Annotated in this window: 14 protein-coding genes and 2 pseudogenes; 6 read left to right on the forward strand and 10 right to left on the reverse strand. The window is 37.2% G+C overall.

Features of this window, described 5'->3' with window-relative positions:
- Positions 1-23: 23 nt before the first annotated feature.
- Complete coding sequence (fdhF, locus tag GLW08_RS03110; protein WP_160847107.1) at positions 24-2,174, reverse strand: formate dehydrogenase subunit alpha; 2,151 nt, start codon at positions 2,172-2,174, stop codon at positions 24-26.
- On the reverse strand, positions 2,174-3,343 hold the full coding sequence (locus GLW08_RS03115; protein WP_160847108.1) for an MFS transporter: 1,170 nt from the start codon (positions 3,341-3,343) through the stop codon (positions 2,174-2,176). The genes fdhF and GLW08_RS03115 overlap by 1 nt, the downstream gene beginning before the upstream one ends.
- Positions 3,344-3,632: 289 nt before the next feature.
- Here GLW08_RS03115 and GLW08_RS03120 point away from each other — a divergent pair, with 289 nt between their 5' ends.
- Positions 3,633-4,385: a P-loop NTPase gene (locus GLW08_RS03120; RefSeq protein WP_160847109.1), complete on the forward strand. Its 753-nt coding sequence runs from the start codon at positions 3,633-3,635 to the stop codon at positions 4,383-4,385.
- 157 nt (positions 4,386-4,542) lie between these two features.
- Here GLW08_RS03120 and GLW08_RS03125 read toward each other — a convergent pair.
- The 8 genes and pseudogenes from GLW08_RS03125 to GLW08_RS03160 all read right to left on the reverse strand — a co-directional run.
- Positions 4,543-4,827, reverse strand: a pseudogene (locus GLW08_RS03125) (transposase); the annotation flags it as partial.
- A 14-nt stretch (positions 4,828-4,841) separates the two neighbouring features.
- A pseudogene (locus GLW08_RS22060) lies at positions 4,842-5,105 on the reverse strand (helix-turn-helix domain-containing protein); the annotation flags it as partial.
- A gap of 367 nt (positions 5,106-5,472) precedes the next feature.
- A complete protein-coding gene (locus tag GLW08_RS03135; RefSeq protein ID WP_202406349.1) occupies positions 5,473-6,786 on the reverse strand; it encodes an MFS transporter in 1,314 nt (437 codons plus the stop codon).
- A 186-nt stretch (positions 6,787-6,972) separates the two neighbouring features.
- The gene (modB, locus tag GLW08_RS03140; RefSeq protein WP_160847112.1) at positions 6,973-7,638 is read right to left on the reverse strand and encodes a molybdate ABC transporter permease subunit; all 666 of its coding nucleotides are present in this window, start codon (positions 7,636-7,638) and stop codon (positions 6,973-6,975) included.
- A gap of 14 nt (positions 7,639-7,652) precedes the next feature.
- Positions 7,653-8,438 carry a molybdate ABC transporter substrate-binding protein gene (gene modA / locus GLW08_RS03145; RefSeq protein WP_160847113.1) on the reverse strand — a complete coding sequence of 262 codons (786 nt, stop codon included), beginning with the start codon at positions 8,436-8,438 and terminating at the stop codon, positions 7,653-7,655.
- A gap of 17 nt (positions 8,439-8,455) precedes the next feature.
- Entirely contained in the window at positions 8,456-9,475 is a 1,020-nt protein-coding gene (locus GLW08_RS03150; protein WP_160847875.1) for a MoeB/ThiF family adenylyltransferase, read from the reverse strand.
- A gap of 311 nt (positions 9,476-9,786) precedes the next feature.
- A complete protein-coding gene (locus GLW08_RS03155; protein ID WP_160847114.1) occupies positions 9,787-10,020 on the reverse strand; it encodes a hypothetical protein in 234 nt (77 codons plus the stop codon).
- Positions 10,021-10,886: 866 nt separating this feature from the next.
- The gene (locus GLW08_RS03160; protein WP_160847115.1) at positions 10,887-11,468 is read right to left on the reverse strand and encodes a metalloregulator ArsR/SmtB family transcription factor; all 582 of its coding nucleotides are present in this window, start codon (positions 11,466-11,468) and stop codon (positions 10,887-10,889) included.
- A 199-nt stretch (positions 11,469-11,667) separates the two neighbouring features.
- Between GLW08_RS03160 and GLW08_RS03165 the strand changes: the two genes are divergently transcribed.
- From GLW08_RS03165 to GLW08_RS03185, 5 genes are read left to right on the forward strand one after another with little or no spacing between them, the layout of a single operon-like run.
- Positions 11,668-13,278 carry a spore germination protein gene (locus GLW08_RS03165; protein WP_160847116.1) on the forward strand — a complete coding sequence of 537 codons (1,611 nt, stop codon included), beginning with the start codon at positions 11,668-11,670 and terminating at the stop codon, positions 13,276-13,278.
- On the forward strand, positions 13,275-14,480 hold the full coding sequence (locus tag GLW08_RS03170) for a Ger(x)C family spore germination protein (RefSeq protein WP_160847117.1): 1,206 nt from the start codon (positions 13,275-13,277) through the stop codon (positions 14,478-14,480). The genes GLW08_RS03165 and GLW08_RS03170 overlap by 4 nt, the downstream gene beginning before the upstream one ends.
- Positions 14,481-14,699 carry a hypothetical protein gene (locus GLW08_RS03175; RefSeq protein ID WP_160847118.1) on the forward strand — a complete coding sequence of 73 codons (219 nt, stop codon included), beginning with the start codon at positions 14,481-14,483 and terminating at the stop codon, positions 14,697-14,699.
- A 29-nt stretch (positions 14,700-14,728) separates the two neighbouring features.
- Positions 14,729-15,850: a GerAB/ArcD/ProY family transporter gene (locus GLW08_RS03180; RefSeq protein WP_160847119.1), complete on the forward strand. Its 1,122-nt coding sequence runs from the start codon at positions 14,729-14,731 to the stop codon at positions 15,848-15,850.
- Positions 15,847-16,950 (forward strand): GerAB/ArcD/ProY family transporter, encoded by a 1,104-nt coding sequence (locus GLW08_RS03185; protein ID WP_160847120.1) that lies wholly within the window; start codon positions 15,847-15,849, stop codon positions 16,948-16,950. The genes GLW08_RS03180 and GLW08_RS03185 overlap by 4 nt, the downstream gene beginning before the upstream one ends.
- Positions 16,951-16,965 lie beyond the last annotated feature (15 nt).

Here is a 16,965-nt window from a genome sequence, read left to right on the forward strand (position 1 = left end):
CTCCTTAAAAGTGGTAGCCTTCTCTAGATAGGAGAAGGCATCTCATATTTTGCTACTTTTTGTATCTTCACAGCACATACTTTAAACTCTGGCATGCGAGAAATAGGATCTAAGCATGGATTTGTTAATTGATTGACAGACAATTCTTTGCCCCAATGATAAGGAATAAATACCGTATCTTCTCGAATTGCTTTCGTTAATTTCACTTCAACAGTCATGGAAGAACGTCTTGTAGTTAATTTACAGAAGTCTCCATTTTGGAAATTATATTGACTAGCAAGCTCTGGATGCATCTCTACATATGGCATCGGACACTGTTCCATCAGAAAATCTACTCGTCGTGTTTGGTTACCAGTTAAGTAGTGGTACACCACTCTTCCTGTCGTCAAAATGTGCGGATAATCCTCTGTAGGAATTTCTCCTGGTTCCCGCCAATCTACGATAGCTAAATTTGCTTTCCCGTCTTCTGTGGCGAATCGTTCTTTAAACATGGTTGGTGTTCCTGGATGATCCTCAGAAGGACAAGGCCAAAACACCCCATCTTGTTCGTCAATCTTGTCGTACGTAACTCCGTAATAGTCGGCTTTTCCACCTTTGGTAGCTATACGGAATTCTTCGAAAATTTCACTAACATTTTTATAATCAAAATATTTTCCTTTACCCATACGTTTAGCAATCTCACTCATAATTTCCCAATCTGTTTTGGAATCCCCGTATGGTTCACGTACTTTTCGGATGCGTATTACTCTACCTTCAATATTCGTCGTAGTCCCTTCATCTTCAGCCCAGGAAGTAGCTGGAAGTACGACGTCAGCGTATTCTGCTGTTTCAGATAAGAAAAAATCACTGACAACTAAGAAATCCAACTTTTTAAAGCCGTCCCAAATGTATTCTGTATTCGGTGCAGAAACAGCTGGATTACTACAAATAACATGCATCGCGCGAATATTGCCTTTTTGAATTTCATCAAACATTTCGTATGCAGAGACTCCTGGTTTTGGCATCTCTTCAGGGTCAATCCCCCACACACTTGAGATATATTTTACTGCTTCTGGATCTGTTAATTTACGATACCCTGGTAACAAGTCTGATTTTTGTCCGTGTTCACGACCACCTTGCCCATTTCCTTGACCAGTAAAGGTTGCTACTCCAGAAGCAAATTTACCAATATGACCTTTTAATAGAGACATAGACGAATATAGGGCAACGTTATCTACACCTTTGGATTGCTGCTCCACACCACGAGCGAACATGACGACTGAACGCTTTGAACGTCCGAAAATATGGGCAGCTTTTAGAATCTTTTCAACAGAGATGCCGGTTTTTTCGGCAGTATATTCAGGAGTGAACTGTGCTACTTGTTCTATTAGTTGCTCATAATTATTGCATCGTTCCTGAACGTACGCTTCATCTACATAACCCTCTTTAACAAGAATATGCATCATTCCATTCGCTAAGGCGGAATCAGTTCCAGGTTTTAAATCTAAATGAACATCTGCAACACGCGCAGTTGGCGTTTCCCGAGGGTCAACGACAATCATTTTTGCACCTTTGTCCTTGGCTTTCCAAAACCATTGAATACTAGTAGGATGACATTCTGCTGTATTTGAGCCAGCCATAAAGAAACAATCACTATGCTCAAGTTCAGGCCATGGAAGTGTTGACCCTCTATCTACACCAAATGTTCTAATAAATCCTCCTGCAGCAGAACTCATACAAAACCTACCATTATAATCAATATACCTAGTGCCTAACGCTACCCGTGCGTACTTCCCTACCAAATAACATTTTTCGTTTGTCATGGAGACCCCACCGAAAACAGACAACGCATCTTTTCCGTACTCAGACTGTAGGCCTTTGTAGTTCTTCTCTATTACATCTAGTGCCTCTTTCCATGATGCTTCCACGAACTTACCATTCTTCTTAATAAGAGGCTTTTTGATACGGTCTTCATGTTCAATAGTTTGATAGGCTGTCACACCTTTAGGGCACATTTTCCCCATCGTTACTGGCCAGTCATAACGCGGCTCTACACCTCTTACCTCACCAGTACGTTTGTGGACTCGAATATGCATTCCACATTGCATTCCACAATAACAGCAGTGCGTTGTAATTAGTTTTTCATCTTTGTGCTGTAAATTCTTCACGCCTTTTTTTGCGACAAAATCACTCATTACTGATCCCCTCCATGTACCGTTGTTTGTTTGTTTTCACTTGAATCACTTTCATAAAAGTCTTCGCTTCGTTTCTTTCCAAATCCGGACATTTGTATCCCATTTCTCGTTTCGATAGGCTGGAATGGATTTCCTTGGGATCCTCCCATATTTAATTGCTTCATCACCCGAATTCTCCTTCGGCAAGCTGGACAATAATCAGCTAAAAAGGTGCCATCCTCTAACTGCAAATCAAAAGATTGAACATCCAATATCCCTTTTACATCACTAATTTGATCATCATTACTATACATTGCACCACAGCTATGACATGGTCTTGTATCGATTTGAACTTTTTCTTGATAGTTCATCGGAACTGCTGTCGTAAGTGGACGTATTGGTAAATGAAATAGCTTACCAAACGGAAAATAAATCAATAAAATGACTACTGTTACTTGATGAATCAATGTTAAATAGTGGTGCATGAAGCCTTCTAACAATACATATGAGACAGTTAAAAATAATCCTGTTATCGTAACAGCAAGTAAGATATATAAAGGTAGAATGTCAAATTCGAATCGTTGAGTAACTTTTACATCATTGTCTTTAATGCGTCGATAGAGTGCCATACAAGCTCCGATTAATACTAAGGACGCTGTTATATTTAAGCCATTGTAGATTATTTCAGCTAATAGGCCATGGGCCGGCATAATCATCGTTGGTATATTGAACACGACAATTTGATATGTTTCAGGATCAATTAGATCAAATCGCATCCAACCAAAAGTTAATCCAAATGTGATCGCAAACGAACCAATACACCCCCATGAAATCAACCAATGTTGAATTCCTCGATACAGTCCTCTTTTAAATATGAATTTCTGAAGAAAGATATTTTCAAGAGCAGTTATGAAGACGGATTTTAAGTTTCTATTTTTCCGCTCGCGTGTTCGTAAATTTTTAAAGCTTCTATGAATGACCTTATGTGTAGCAGGACGTAATAACCAAGCACACATTCGGATAGTTAAGCCTATTGCAAAAATCAATGAGGATAATAAATAACCTAATAAGGCCATATCCATATGCTTAAACTGACCTGTAGAAATCCATACCGATATCGATAATATCAACACAACAAAAAATGCATACATACTCGTTTTGGAATAAAACGATTTTTCTATACTGCTCATTCCTTTTCCCCCTTTGTCCTATTGGAATAGAGCTATCTTGGACGTCGTTGTTATTAATATCATTGTAAAGGTCCATCCCATCACTAAACTGTGATGAATGTCACTATTTGATCTGAAGTTTCATTGGTGTTGTTTTTTTGTCACAAATAAAAGCTGTCTAGTCTTATGGAAACCTTTACAATTAAGTGAACATAGCAATCCTTCATTACAAAGTGTGATAGATATCACTTCTTGTTTGCTTCTCACTCGTTACAATAAAACAAAAGAGAATGAGGAAGGATGAGATAGAATGTTCTCAGGAGAAGTTATTGCTATAACAAGTGGTAAAGGTGGTGTTGGAAAGTCAACCGTATCCGTAAATCTTGCTCTAGCATTAAAAAAGCTTGGAAAAAAGGTCGCTATAGTAGATCTAGATATATATGGGTTTAGTGTTCCTAAGTTATTAGGAATCTCAGCTAGACCAAAAACAATAAATGAACGAATTATACCTGTAGAAGCGCACGGTGTTAAAGTCATGTCGATGGGATTCCTCATTAAAGGAAATGAACCTGTTGTATGGAGAGGGCCAATGCTTGGTAAAATGGTCAATCATTTTTGGAGTGATGTACAATGGGGAGAACTTGATTATATGATCTTGGACTTACCACCAGGTACTGGGGACGTCGCGCTCGATATGCACCAACTTATTCCACAAAGCAAGGAAATTATAGTGACCACACCTCATGAAGCTGCTACACACGTAGCAGAACGCGCGGGGTCTATGGCAATCAAAACGGATCATGAAATTATTGGTGTCGTAGAGAATATGGCATTCTTCACACCACCTGGTACAAAGGATCAATATTTTCTATTTGGAAAAGGTGGAGGAGAAACATTAGCTGATACATTGAACACAGAATTAATTAGCTCTCTACCCATAGAACCACCTTATCCAGACGGAACAACACCTGTTTTGTATGAAGAAGGCACTGTCCTACATGATTATTTCTTATCGTTGGCTAAGAACGTTTTAGTAAAGACGAACCAAACTTCCAGAGTGTAATTGTAATAGAGGATTTCACTAAAGACAGATTCATAACGAATTAATTCACATCTGAATTAACTCGCTACTAAGCTAGATTCTTAATTAAACACAAAAAAGCTCAGAGAAAAAACTGAGGTGCCCCCTGTCAAGTAGACAGTGGAAATAATATAAAGTCTTAAGCGGCTTTAGCTCTATATTCCATAGGGCTAAGGCCGTTTAATCTTTCTTGATATCTTTCATGATTGTAAAAGTATATGTATTCCTCTACGGCTGAAGGCAATTCTTCGTACGTATCGTACTTATGTAAATAATACTTCTCACATTTAAGTGTTCCCCAGAAGGATTCCATTGGCCCATTATCTATACACCTACCCACTCTAGACATGCTTTGGTGTATTCCTGCTTTATCTATCTTTCGTTTAAAACCATGTGAAATATATTAAAACCCACGATCACTATGCTGGAAATCCCACATTTCCTTACCACCTCACGTATCGAGTACCTTCCTGATAAATAGGCTTTGACCGCATTCAGCTTAAACTCTTTTGAGTAGGATGTATTTGATTTTGCTTCTTCAAGTCCAGCTTCACCAAGAGTTTCAAACTTATGTATCCAGAATCGAATCGTAGACCAATTCAAGTTATACATAGAAGCAACCTCATTGATGGAATAATGTTCGTTACGAATAAGGTTAATAATAGTAAGTCCACAGTGGAAAAAGAACTTCTCGACATACAAAAAACCCCCTAAGATAAACAGTTTTATTTTATACTGTCTACCTTAGGGGGAGCATCTCATTTTTTCTAAGCTTTTTGTTATTTAACTTCACCTCCCCATATATATTGCTGAAGATTCGTATGGGATTCCTATACCATTTTCATACATAATAGTCCGCTACATTGAAAAGGAGGATATGGTACAACTCGCTTGCGGTGATGACCTATCACCAGAATGTGGTATATAGCATTCACTTTTTCTGAGTAGAAGTGAAAATCATCTCTGGAAATAGTCTTTTAAATAAATGCTCAATTGTTGAATAAACAATTTTATTAAACGACATTTCTTTCGTAAGCCAAACCTCTCGTTTACTCCTTAGCTATAACTATTAACATTTCACTTTTGCATTTTTTCTGGAGTAGTAGTACCAACAGATTACTAGGCTAATGGAATAGTATCCAAGGAATAAATATAAAGCGATGTTTGCCGTTCCGAATGTAGATAAGGACCAACCGAAAACCTTTGGAATGACAAATGCTCCGTATGCTGCTATGGCAGCTGTGAAACCTAAGATTGGCGCAGCTAAATTTGCTTTTTCCCCTACGAATATGAATGGGATCATTCGGAATGTAGACCCATTCGCAATGCCTGTTGCAAAGAATAGAACAACGAACATTGTTACGAAACCGCCAACATTTCCAGCATTAAGGAAATATAATACTCCGAGCGTTGCTACAATAAGTAATAAAATATCATAGAAAGTAACTTTTGCTCCACTTCCAACTTTATCAGCAAGCCAACCACCAACTGGACGAATACCTGCTCCTACTAATGGTCCTAAGAACGCTAATGCAACAGCATTTGTCTCTGGAAATTCAGAATTTATCAATAAAGGAAACGCTGCAGAGTAACCAATAAAGGATCCAAAACACATCGTATATAACCAAGCCATAATCCATGTGTGTTTCTCTTTAAACATAGCTGATTGTTGTTTAAATGATTGCTTCGCTTCTGGTAAGTTATCCATTCCAAAAAACGCTAGGATTGTTACAAACAAAATCGGTAACACCCAAACAAAGGCAGCGTTTTGAATAAATATATTATTGCCCTCAGTCAATTCCTGGCCTCCCCCAAAAAGCATCCCTAACCAAGGTACAAATATGATAATCGGTGTTACAAATTGAACTAAACTAACACCTAGATTTCCTAACCCAGCATTAATACCATTAGCGGTACCCTTTTTGTGCTTTGGAAAGAATGGACTAATATTTGCCATGGAAGAAGAGAAGTTACCTCCTCCAATCCCACACAATGCAGCTAACAATGCCATTACAACAAATGGTGTTCCTGGATTTTGAACTGCAATTCCAATTCCGATGGCTGGCAATAATAATGCCCCTGTGCTAATTACTGTCCAATTTCGTCCCCCTACAATACCAGGCATAAATGTAAAGAAAATTCGAAGTGTTGCTCCTACTAAACCTGGCAATGCTGCAAGTGTAAATAATTCACTCTGTGAAAATGCAAACCCAACTTGGTTTAAACGAACTGCTGTAACAGACCATATCTGCCACACGACAAATGCTAACATAAGAGCCATTACAGAGATCCAAAGATTTCGACTTGCTCGCTTCTTTCCTTCACGCTCCCAAAATTCCTGGTTTTCAGGATTCCAAACCACTTCTAATTTTTCAATTCCCATCTATATTCCCCTCCCGCTTTTTTAAAAACGTAAATAGATTCATCATGGCCAATGATTTCTTACGTTTATAGTAAGAGAGAGAATGGGTTTACAGATGTGACTTATATCACACTTTCGCGTGTTGTCAAATAGTGTTCACAAACAAGATGTGAAATGTTCACAAATCGATTGCGTGCTCTTCCCATTTCAATCACTTTCTGGTTGTATAACATACGTTAAAGTAAGTAATAAAAAGGATAAGAATATACTTATCGCTACATATAACCAAGCTGTTCTCATTTCGCCTGATTCCATCGCTACATAAATAGCAGTTGGAATGGTTTGTGTTTTTCCGGGTATGTTTCCTGCAAACATCAATGTAGCACCAAATTCACCAAACGCTCTCGTGAAGCTTAGAAGTCCACCTGTAACTAAAGCCTGTTTAGCTAGTGGAAGTGACACTCGTCCGAACACTTGAAATTCATTTGCCCCATCAACCCGAGCAGCTTGTTCAATATCGTGATTGATTTGTCTAAAACCCACCTTGGCACTCTGATACATCAAAGGAAAAGCTACAACTGAGGCAGCAATAACAGCAGCTGTAGAGGTAAAAAGGATAGATTGATTAAATAAAATGTTGATTCCCCTCCCTACAAGACTGTTTTCACCAAAGAATACAATTAACATAAAACCAATAACGGATGGTGGTAATACAATAGGTAGTAACAGAGCTGTATCAATGAATACTTTCCCTTTAAATGTTGCAGAACTTAATCGTTTCCCTAACAAGGTACCAATAAAAACTACTAGAAGTGTAGCTATCGAGGCAACAACAATTGACAATTGAATTGGCGACCAAAACTGTTCGTACATATTTTCACCTACATCTATTCCTTAATCTTAAGTGGTACAAAACCAGAATCCTCAAACACCTTCTGAGCCTTGGAATTTGTTAAGAAGGAAACAAAACTATTGGCAATGGTTTTATTCGAAGAATCGTCAATCACGCCTATAGAATACATGATTTGGGAATATGTATCTTCACTAACTCGTTTCATGACTTGCACCTTATTGGAAGAGCGAGCATCAGATTGATAAACAATCCCCCCCACTACAGAACCTTGCTCAACAAGAGACAGAACATGACGGACATCCTTTGCATACACAAGCTGTTTTTGTAATGTCTCCCACAATCCAATTGATGTTAAAGCTTCTTTAGCATACATTCCTGCAGGTACAGTATTTGGATGGCCAATCGCAAACTTTTGATTACTCTGAGCTAAGTCATTAAAAGTCATCACTTTTTCTTCCCTTTTTGATTTAATAACAACAAGTTGATTAGATAACAAGTCAACAACACCATCCTGTCTCATCTTTTCTTCATTGATTAAATCAAGAACATTCTGCTTATTCGCAGATATATAAACATCCACAGGAGCTCCTTGTACAATTTGATTTTTTAATGCACCTGAACCACCATAATTAAAAAAAAGCTCAATTTTGGGGTTTTCTTTTTCAAATTGTTCTTGTAATGTAACTAATGGTTCTTTCAAACTAGCAGCAGCAGATATGGTTATCTCCTTTGTTTGGGAAGGTTTTATACTATTACATCCAACCATTGAAATACTTAAAACTAGCAGTACTATGAGTTTGAACCAAGTGTTTATAGTCATGCCTTTTTCTCCTTGCTCTAACTTAAATAACGATAGTATAAATTTTTCGCTTCAGAAATATCATTCGTTCCGTGAATAAAAACTCTTCCATCACGGAAAAACACCATACGTCTATGATGGGTTTTAACGGATAATAAATAGGGATTTATAGAGACAGGAAATCCTTCTTGTAGAAACACACGTTCGAGTTCATCAAAATTTAATGTTTTCATTTTAGGTGGCCTAATTTGGATTGTATTACGTCCACATAAAACGGCTACCTTTGTTGAATTTGTTTCGGACAGAGCCGGAAAAGTAGGATTCTCCCCACAAGTAAGACACTGTACGTTCTTTGCATACGTTAGTCCCATTTCATAATGTTGATTGTTCCATAAATCGAAATACACTAGTTTTTTCCTAACCGCATCTAAGTCACCTACTATGATCTTCAATGCTTCAGCAACCTGATACGCTACAACCATTTGTACAGCCGGACCAATTATACCAGATATATCACAGGTTCTATTATGTGATGGTAAATGGGTTAAAAGACACCGTAAGCATGGCGTCTCACCAGGTATAAATGTCTTTATTGTTCCTGTGCTTCCAACACATGCGCCATATATCCAAGGAATGGTCTTCCATTGAGCAATGTCATTCAACATAAATCGCGTATCAAAATTATCTGTGCCATCTATTATAAGGTCTACATCCTCTACGAAGGCTTGTACATTTTGAACATTCAAGTCGGTTACATGACTTTCGATTTCAACTTCACTATTCAGCTTATGTAAATGTTGTTTGGCAGCGATGGCTTTTGGCATTCTTTGTTCAGCATCCTGCTCTGTGTAAAGTGTTTGCCTCTGTAAATTATTCTCCTCTACATAATCACGATCCAAAATAGTTAGTTTACCAATGCCTGCCCTAACAAGTGCTTCTGCATTCGAGCTTCCTAGAGCTCCTGCGCCTACAATGAGGACATGCTTATCTCTTATTTGTTTTTGACCATTTACTCCAATCGCCTTAAAACGCTCTTGACGAGAATAACGTGTACTCATCATTTCTTCATCCTCTCTACCATTTCCCTTCAAGCATAACAAGATTTGGATAAAAACGCAGACCATAAATGTTACATTATTTTGTCTCTATATGATTAACTAGATCGAGAAAAGACAAAGAAAAGCTCAGGGCGCCTTGTTCACCTCCTACAGCTTAAGCAAAGCCTCGTCGTGGCGATTTTTGCACAGAGAGGATTTGCTTTAGACCCCGAGGAGATAGGCGCTGGAGCTAGACATGGAAGCGCCAGAACATATATTTTCTTAACTTCAAATAAAAAACGATGAGCACAAATGCTCATCGTCTTGAAATTTTACTTTTCTGCTATAAAAGCCATAGAATGACCTTGACTTTTGATTGGGGGTAAGAGCTTACCCTGTAGATCAACAATTTGAAATTGATAACGATGGTAAGTATGTTGCTCCTTCAATGAATTCACAAAGCATTTGGCGGCATAATAGTCACAAAACAAGACCTCTTCCCTACTTGGCATCTCGAAAGTAATTTCCGTCGCGCCATTATAAAATGCAATAACTTTGAAGTTCAATGGGAGCTCGCCTCCTACTCAAGTATAAATCTACCTTTCCATCTATTATCCCTTAAATTTTGTGAATTTTCAATATAATAATGCCCAAATCTATCATTTTATCAACTATCCGTACAATTAAACTTGTAGAAAAATATATTAATTACAAAATACAACATTTCACAACCTCATTGATTTATATCTAAAGGTTATTCAATAAAAGAGGCATAACTTGAAGACTTGTAGTTGAGATAAATTTGGTAATCCCGAAAGAGGGATGTTTCCGTAGATTTAGTTAGAATAAAGGTGGTCGTGGAACAACTCGCGTCCTGCCGGCGAGCTGGCAAGCCTACTCAAGCCCTCCACGGCCATCTTTGCTAGTATTGGGAGCAACGGAAACATTGCGAAGTTAGAGAGGTTGAGGTATTTGAATATTTTCTGACGGTCTACACCCTAGTAAGCTCTAGTATCACAATTGGTTCATAACAAAAAATGCTGTGGCAAGAAAGCTAATGAACATTTAGTTCGCTGTTTGTAAAAAATAAAGTTTTATTTGTCCGTAAGATCGAACCAAAGAGGGTTTTCACTAAAAATAAGGGCTTAATATGTCCTTTCGGGAGCATACAACATTTGGCCGCGTGTCCGATAGCATTACCCGTCTGGGGGTGAAGAGGAACTACGAGACTCCCGCGGGAGAAAGAGGTTGGTGAGACCCCGGAGGGAGCAAAGCGACTGAGAAGGCTCACCAGCTCGCCCGCAGGAAAGCGACCCCCCCCTCCACATTTCAAGTATCGGACCCATCACCTTTTGAATATATCTCTAATCCAAGTCTTCAAGATAATGGGGCTAAAATGGAATAAGCTATAGAAATATCTAAGATGAATCAATTAAAAAATTAACGGCCACATTTCTTTTGGATTCAATTCATATTGATTGTTCTTTCTATACATAAAGTGATTCATGATCCACTCTCTTCTAATCGTCGCATAGTCTTCATGGAAAGGTAGAATAATTTCGTTAATTTCTTTTTCCTCATAAATTCTACCCGATTCAATTTGACGAATTAAATAAGCTAACACCACTAGTTTCTTTTTTCGTTGACTTGGGATTTGCTTTAAAGAGCCATCTTTTGCAAAGAAATTTTTTATTATGGAAAGTTTCTCTTTCTCATCAACCTGCATATCTTGCTTCATTTTCGTGTCCTCCCCCATTGTAAGAATCGCTTTCGCATTTTGTTCCAGCTTTTTTTCATCTAAGTAAAAATAAATTGTGTTTCGATCTCTCCGTTGAAAAACCAACCCGGCATCTCGAAGTTTTGTCACATGATGCGTAATCGTCGGTGGTCGTAATCCAAGTTTATTGGCAATTGCCTGACCATGAAGCGGCCCATGTTTTAGTAACGTTACGATTCTAATACGGGTAGGATCACCCAATACTTTATGAAATTGAACGACTTTATCTAATTGCATGACTTACCACCTCCCATCTATTTCGATTATCATCTAATTAGATGATAATCAAATAACTAAAGATTGTCAACTTATCTTTAGTTATTTGATTTGGCGTAAGTAGTATGATTTTCCTGGTTTCGTAAAAGATAGAACTACTATGGATTCACTTTTTATCATCAAAATTATTCGACTTTTAATATAGACAGAGGGTTTTTACATGTTTAATTGGACGAAATTATTTCAAAAAAAAGAACATAGTGACCAAGGAAAAGAATCTGTCCCCTATTTGTATGACTCTATACAAAAAAATATGGATTACATTAAACAGACACTCGGAGGTAGTACGGATGTTATCTTTCGTAATTTCCAAGCTGGAGAAGGTGGCTCCATCAAATTAGGGCTAATTTTTACTGATGGACTAGTCAAAGATGACTTCATACACGATTACATCCTAAGGACGTTAATGTCTGAAATTCGTGAGACTACTTTTAAACAATCCGTTACAAAACATAACTCTACATTTGAGTTGTTAAAAAAACACACGTTAACTAATGCTGAAATGGAAGTAGTAGAGGAAATGGATAAAGTATTTAATCATCTCCTCTCTGGAAAAACCATTTTATTACTTGATAACTGTTCAAAAGCATTCTCCATTGATTCTAGAGGTTGGGAAGCAAGAAAAATAGAAGAGCCTTCTTCTCAAGCTGTCGTGAGAGGCCCTAAAGAAGGGTTTACTGAAACGCTTAGGACGAACACAGCTCTATTACGAAGAAGAATTAAAGATCCAAATCTATGGATTAAAACAAAGCCCATTGGTACAAAAACCCAAACAGACGTTGCTGTGGCTTACATGAATGGAATAGCGAGCGATGAAATTGTAAAAGAAGTGTATAAACGTCTCAATAAAATTGATGTTGATTCTATTCTTGATAGTGGCTATATAGAAGAACTCATTCAAGATGATACGTACACTCCCTTCCCCACTGTGTATAATACCGAAAGACCAGATAGTATTGCAGCAGGATTATTAGAAGGTAGAATTGCCATTATTGTGGATGGGTCCCCATTTGTCTTGCTTGTACCTGCTCTGTTTATCCAGTTTTTTCAGTCAGCGGAAGATTACTATCAACGAGCTGATTTTGCAACTTTAGTAAGAATCATACGATACTTATCTTTCTTTCTAGCTTTGCTTACACCTTCAGCTTACATTGCGTTAACCACCTATCACCAAGAGATGATTCCAACATCTCTATTAATTAGCTTATCTTCCCAACGAGAGGGTGTTCCATTCCCTGCTTTTGTCGAAGCACTCATAATGGAGCTAACATTTGAAATATTACGTGAAGCAGGGGTACGTTTACCCAAAGCTGTTGGTTCTGCCATATCAATAGTTGGAGCATTAGTATTGGGCCAGGCTGCTGTAGAAGCAGGATTGGTTTCATCTGCTATGGTTATCGTGGTGTCATTAACAGCAATATCAAGTTTTGTATCTCCTAGTTTCAACTTTGCTATTTCGATTCGGATGCTCAGATTTGGATTTATGGTGTTAGCAGCTACTTTCGGATTATATGGTATTCTCTTGGGCATTATTGCCATGATTTTACATCTATCAAGTCTTCGTTCATTCGGAGTTCCATACTTGAGCCCAATGGCCCCTTATATAAAAGATGATCAAAAAGATGTAATCTTACGTTTCCCAAGATGGGGGCTCTTCTCAAGACCTCGACTTATTAATCAAACTAATATTATTCGAGAGGATACAAAACAACCAGAACCAACTCCTAAAAAACGAAAATTATTCAAAAGGAAAGGTCGTAAAAAGACATGAAAAGGATAAGCAAATATGTTGTAATCGGATGCTTGATTTCACTTTTGCTGTCTGGATGTTGGAGTAAAAAAGAGTTAGACCAAATCGCCCTTGTTACTGGAATAGGTATAGATAAAAAAGGTGATGAGTACAATTACACTGTCCAAATTATCAATCCCGGAGAAGTTACGGCAAAACAAATGACTACTAGGACTGCTGTATCCACTTATACAAGTACCGGTCGATCCATATTTGAGGCTATTCGGGAAATGACAAAAATCACACCTAGAATGGGATACTATTCGCACACAAGAAAAGTAGTATTTGGTGAAGAGTTAGCTGAAGAAGGAATTGGAAAAGCATTAGACTTTCTGGCTCGAGATCATGAATTTAGAACCGATTTTCATATTGCAGTAGCTAAAGGAATTGAAGCTGCAGACTTATTAAAAGTTTTAACGCCACTGGAGAAAGTTCCCGCCAATAAAATGTACACGTCTATGCAAATTTCCGAAGAAAACTGGGCACCAACGAAGACCGTTAAAATTCAAGAATTAATTAATAGTATTATCTCAAAAGGTAAGGAGCCTATTTTAACAGGGGTCTATATCACCTCCACTGCTGATGTTGGAAGTCATGTTGAAAATGTTGAACAAGTAGCTTCGCCAGCTAATGTGATCATCGATAACCTTGGTGTTTTTAAGGGAGATAAACTTGTAGGTTGGTTAAACACACCACAAGCAAAAGGTTTTAATTACATCACAAATAATGTAAGTAGCACTGCTGAATATATGTCTTGTGGGGAAGATGGCAATGTCACAATTGAAGTTTCCAATTCAGAATCAAAGATAAAAGCTACTGTAAATAACAACCAACCACATATCACAATCAATGTGAAAGTAGAAGGAGATATAGATGATGTTCAATGTAGCAAATTAGATTTGTCAAAAGAAGAATCTCTAAAAACAGTCGAAAAAAAACTAGAGAAAAAACTGAACTCAGCTATGGAAGAAGTCATTAACGCAACTCAAACGGAATTTAATAGTGACATTTTTGGGTTTGGGGAATATGTTCACCGCGCAGACAAAACGTACTGGAAATCAGTTAAGAATAATTGGGATACAGCATATCAGAATTTAACTTTTAAGGTAAACACAAAAGTAGAAATCATTCGTACCGGCACCATCACTGAATCTTTCCAAAAAGAAGTTGAAGAGGGATCCTAAATGTGGTTATTACTAGCTTTATCCTTTATCACTATAGCCGTTATTAATGGGAAACATATCTATAAACATTATGAAAAGATAGATCTCGTTGTGTTTTCTCTGTTTTATTTTTTAAGTACTATGTTTGCTGTGGCATTATTCTTGGAGCTCCCCATTCCTAGTCCTTTAAAAGGCATTACATTTATCTATCAACCATTGTTAAAATTACTATCCATGTGAGCATTGATAATTGAAAGGTGGTCCTGATTATGAACAGCCAAGTAAAAATTAATCAAAGACAATTTGGTATATTACTCATGTTGTTTGTAATCGGTACATCTATTTTGCTTACTCCTGGTTCAGCCACTGATGCAGCAAAACAGGATGGGTGGTTAGGTGTGTTACTCGTTCTTCCAATTGGTTTAGTATATTTGTGGTTCCTAAATCATATCTCCATAAAATATCCTAATTGCAATTTGTTAGAAATCAATGAAAGGGTGTTTGGTAAATGGCTAGGTAGAGTTATTTCTCTCTCTATTGGAGTTTTTGGAATGATTACCTCAGCAACTGTCCTGTATATAATTGGCGATTTTATGGCTATGAATATCTTACATTCAACTCCTACGGTTTATGTCAATATTTTATTTATGGCTGTTATTATAATGGGCTTGTTATATGGTATAGAAACCATTGCAAGGACTGCTGAAATTTTTGTGCCTTGGATTTTAGTTTTACTAGTATTTATTATCCTTGCTAGCCTACCCAATATTAATTTACACCATGCTCAACCTATACTAGAAGAAGGGATAAGCCCTGTCTTATCAGCTACTTTATTTGAATTATCAAATTCAACACTTACTATGTTCATCCTTTTCATTATATATCCTAAACTAGTCAACAAGAATTCTAAAAAGGGTAATACTTTCTTCCGCCCTTATGCCATTGGTATCTTTTTCATAACCTGCATTACCTTCATAACCATAACAGTACTTGGAGATACCTTAACGTCCATACAATCGGTCCCTACCTACATGTTAGCGAAAAATATCCAACTTGAAGGCATGATTGAGCGAGTGGAAGTTGTTCTGGCTATCTCCTGGATATTGACTGTTTTTTTCAAGCTTTCTATTTACTTTTATGGAACTCTTCAAGCTATCACGTACACCTTTCAAATAAAGAATTACCGCTTGATTTTAGTTCCTATGGCCATTGTTTGTATCTGTCTTTCATTGATTGTATATCCTAATGTTTTATTTGCATCTGAATGGGATTCTACAACGTGGATTGCTTTTTCCATAACATTCGGTGGTGTATATCCCTTACTACTATGGATTGTTGGAACTATACGCAATAGATTTTCAAAGGTCAAAAAACGAGGTAAAAACCAATGATGCATGAAAAAATTAATCGAAATCAATTATTCACTCTTATCATTTTTTTTGAATTAGGCAGCACCTTTCTAGTCGGTCTTTCATTAAATGCTGGAAAAGACGCATGGATAGTCTTACTTTTAAGTTTGCTTGGTGGACTTGGATTGCTTATGGGTTATTTAAAATTGTATTCCTATTACCCAGACTTGTTATTTACTCAATCTGTTATCAAAGTACTTGGCAAATTAATTGGATATCCCATTGCGCTACTCTATTGCATCTATTTCTTTTATATTGGAGCCCGGGTTCTTCGTGATTTCGGGGATTTATTAGCTATTACTATCCTTCATGGCACCCCTCTCTTTGTTACGATTTCCTTATTCACAATCATAATTGGTTTTGGTGCATACTTAGGAATTGAGGTATTAGCACGTACTGGAGAAATATTTTTGCCTTGGGCATTGCTAATGGGTGGATTGTTCATCTTCTTTGTCTATATAATGGGACTACCACAACTAGCCCATCTTCAACCAATGTTAGATAAGGGCTGGGAAAATGTTTGGTCCAATGTTTTCCCTTCAGGGATAACGTTTCCATTTGGAGAGATTATTGCATTTAGTATGCTTTATCCTTATGTAAATGAGCAGAAGAAACTTGCTACAACAAGTTTGTTTGGAGTATTGTTAAGTGGCCTTATCATTACATTTATGAGTGTTACGATTATTTCGGTGTTAGGGCCAAACTGGGCAAAAAGTTCCGCTGTTCCAGTACTTGATACGATTTCTATGGTTAATCTTCAGGATTTTATTCAAAGACTAGATCCTATTGTTATTATATTAATGGTAATGGCAGGTTTTTTTAAGATTGCATTACTTTTTTACGTTGCTTTTATTGGATTGAATGACCTATTATCCATACCTAAAAATAGAAAAGGATCATTTGTTATAACACTAGGAATAATGATGATTACGATTGCGCTTGTTATGAGTGAAAATTATATAGAGCACACAGAAGTAGGTCTGAAGATAGTACCGCTTTATATACATGTCCCAATGCAAATTGTACTGCCTTCCATTCTGATTTCCATTGCGTTTTTTCAAAAGAAACTAACAAAAAACTAACCCCCAAGATCAAAT

The organism is Pontibacillus yanchengensis (assembly GCF_009856295.1).
Classification (GTDB): Bacteria; Bacillota; Bacilli; order Bacillales; family BH030062; genus Pontibacillus; species Pontibacillus yanchengensis_A.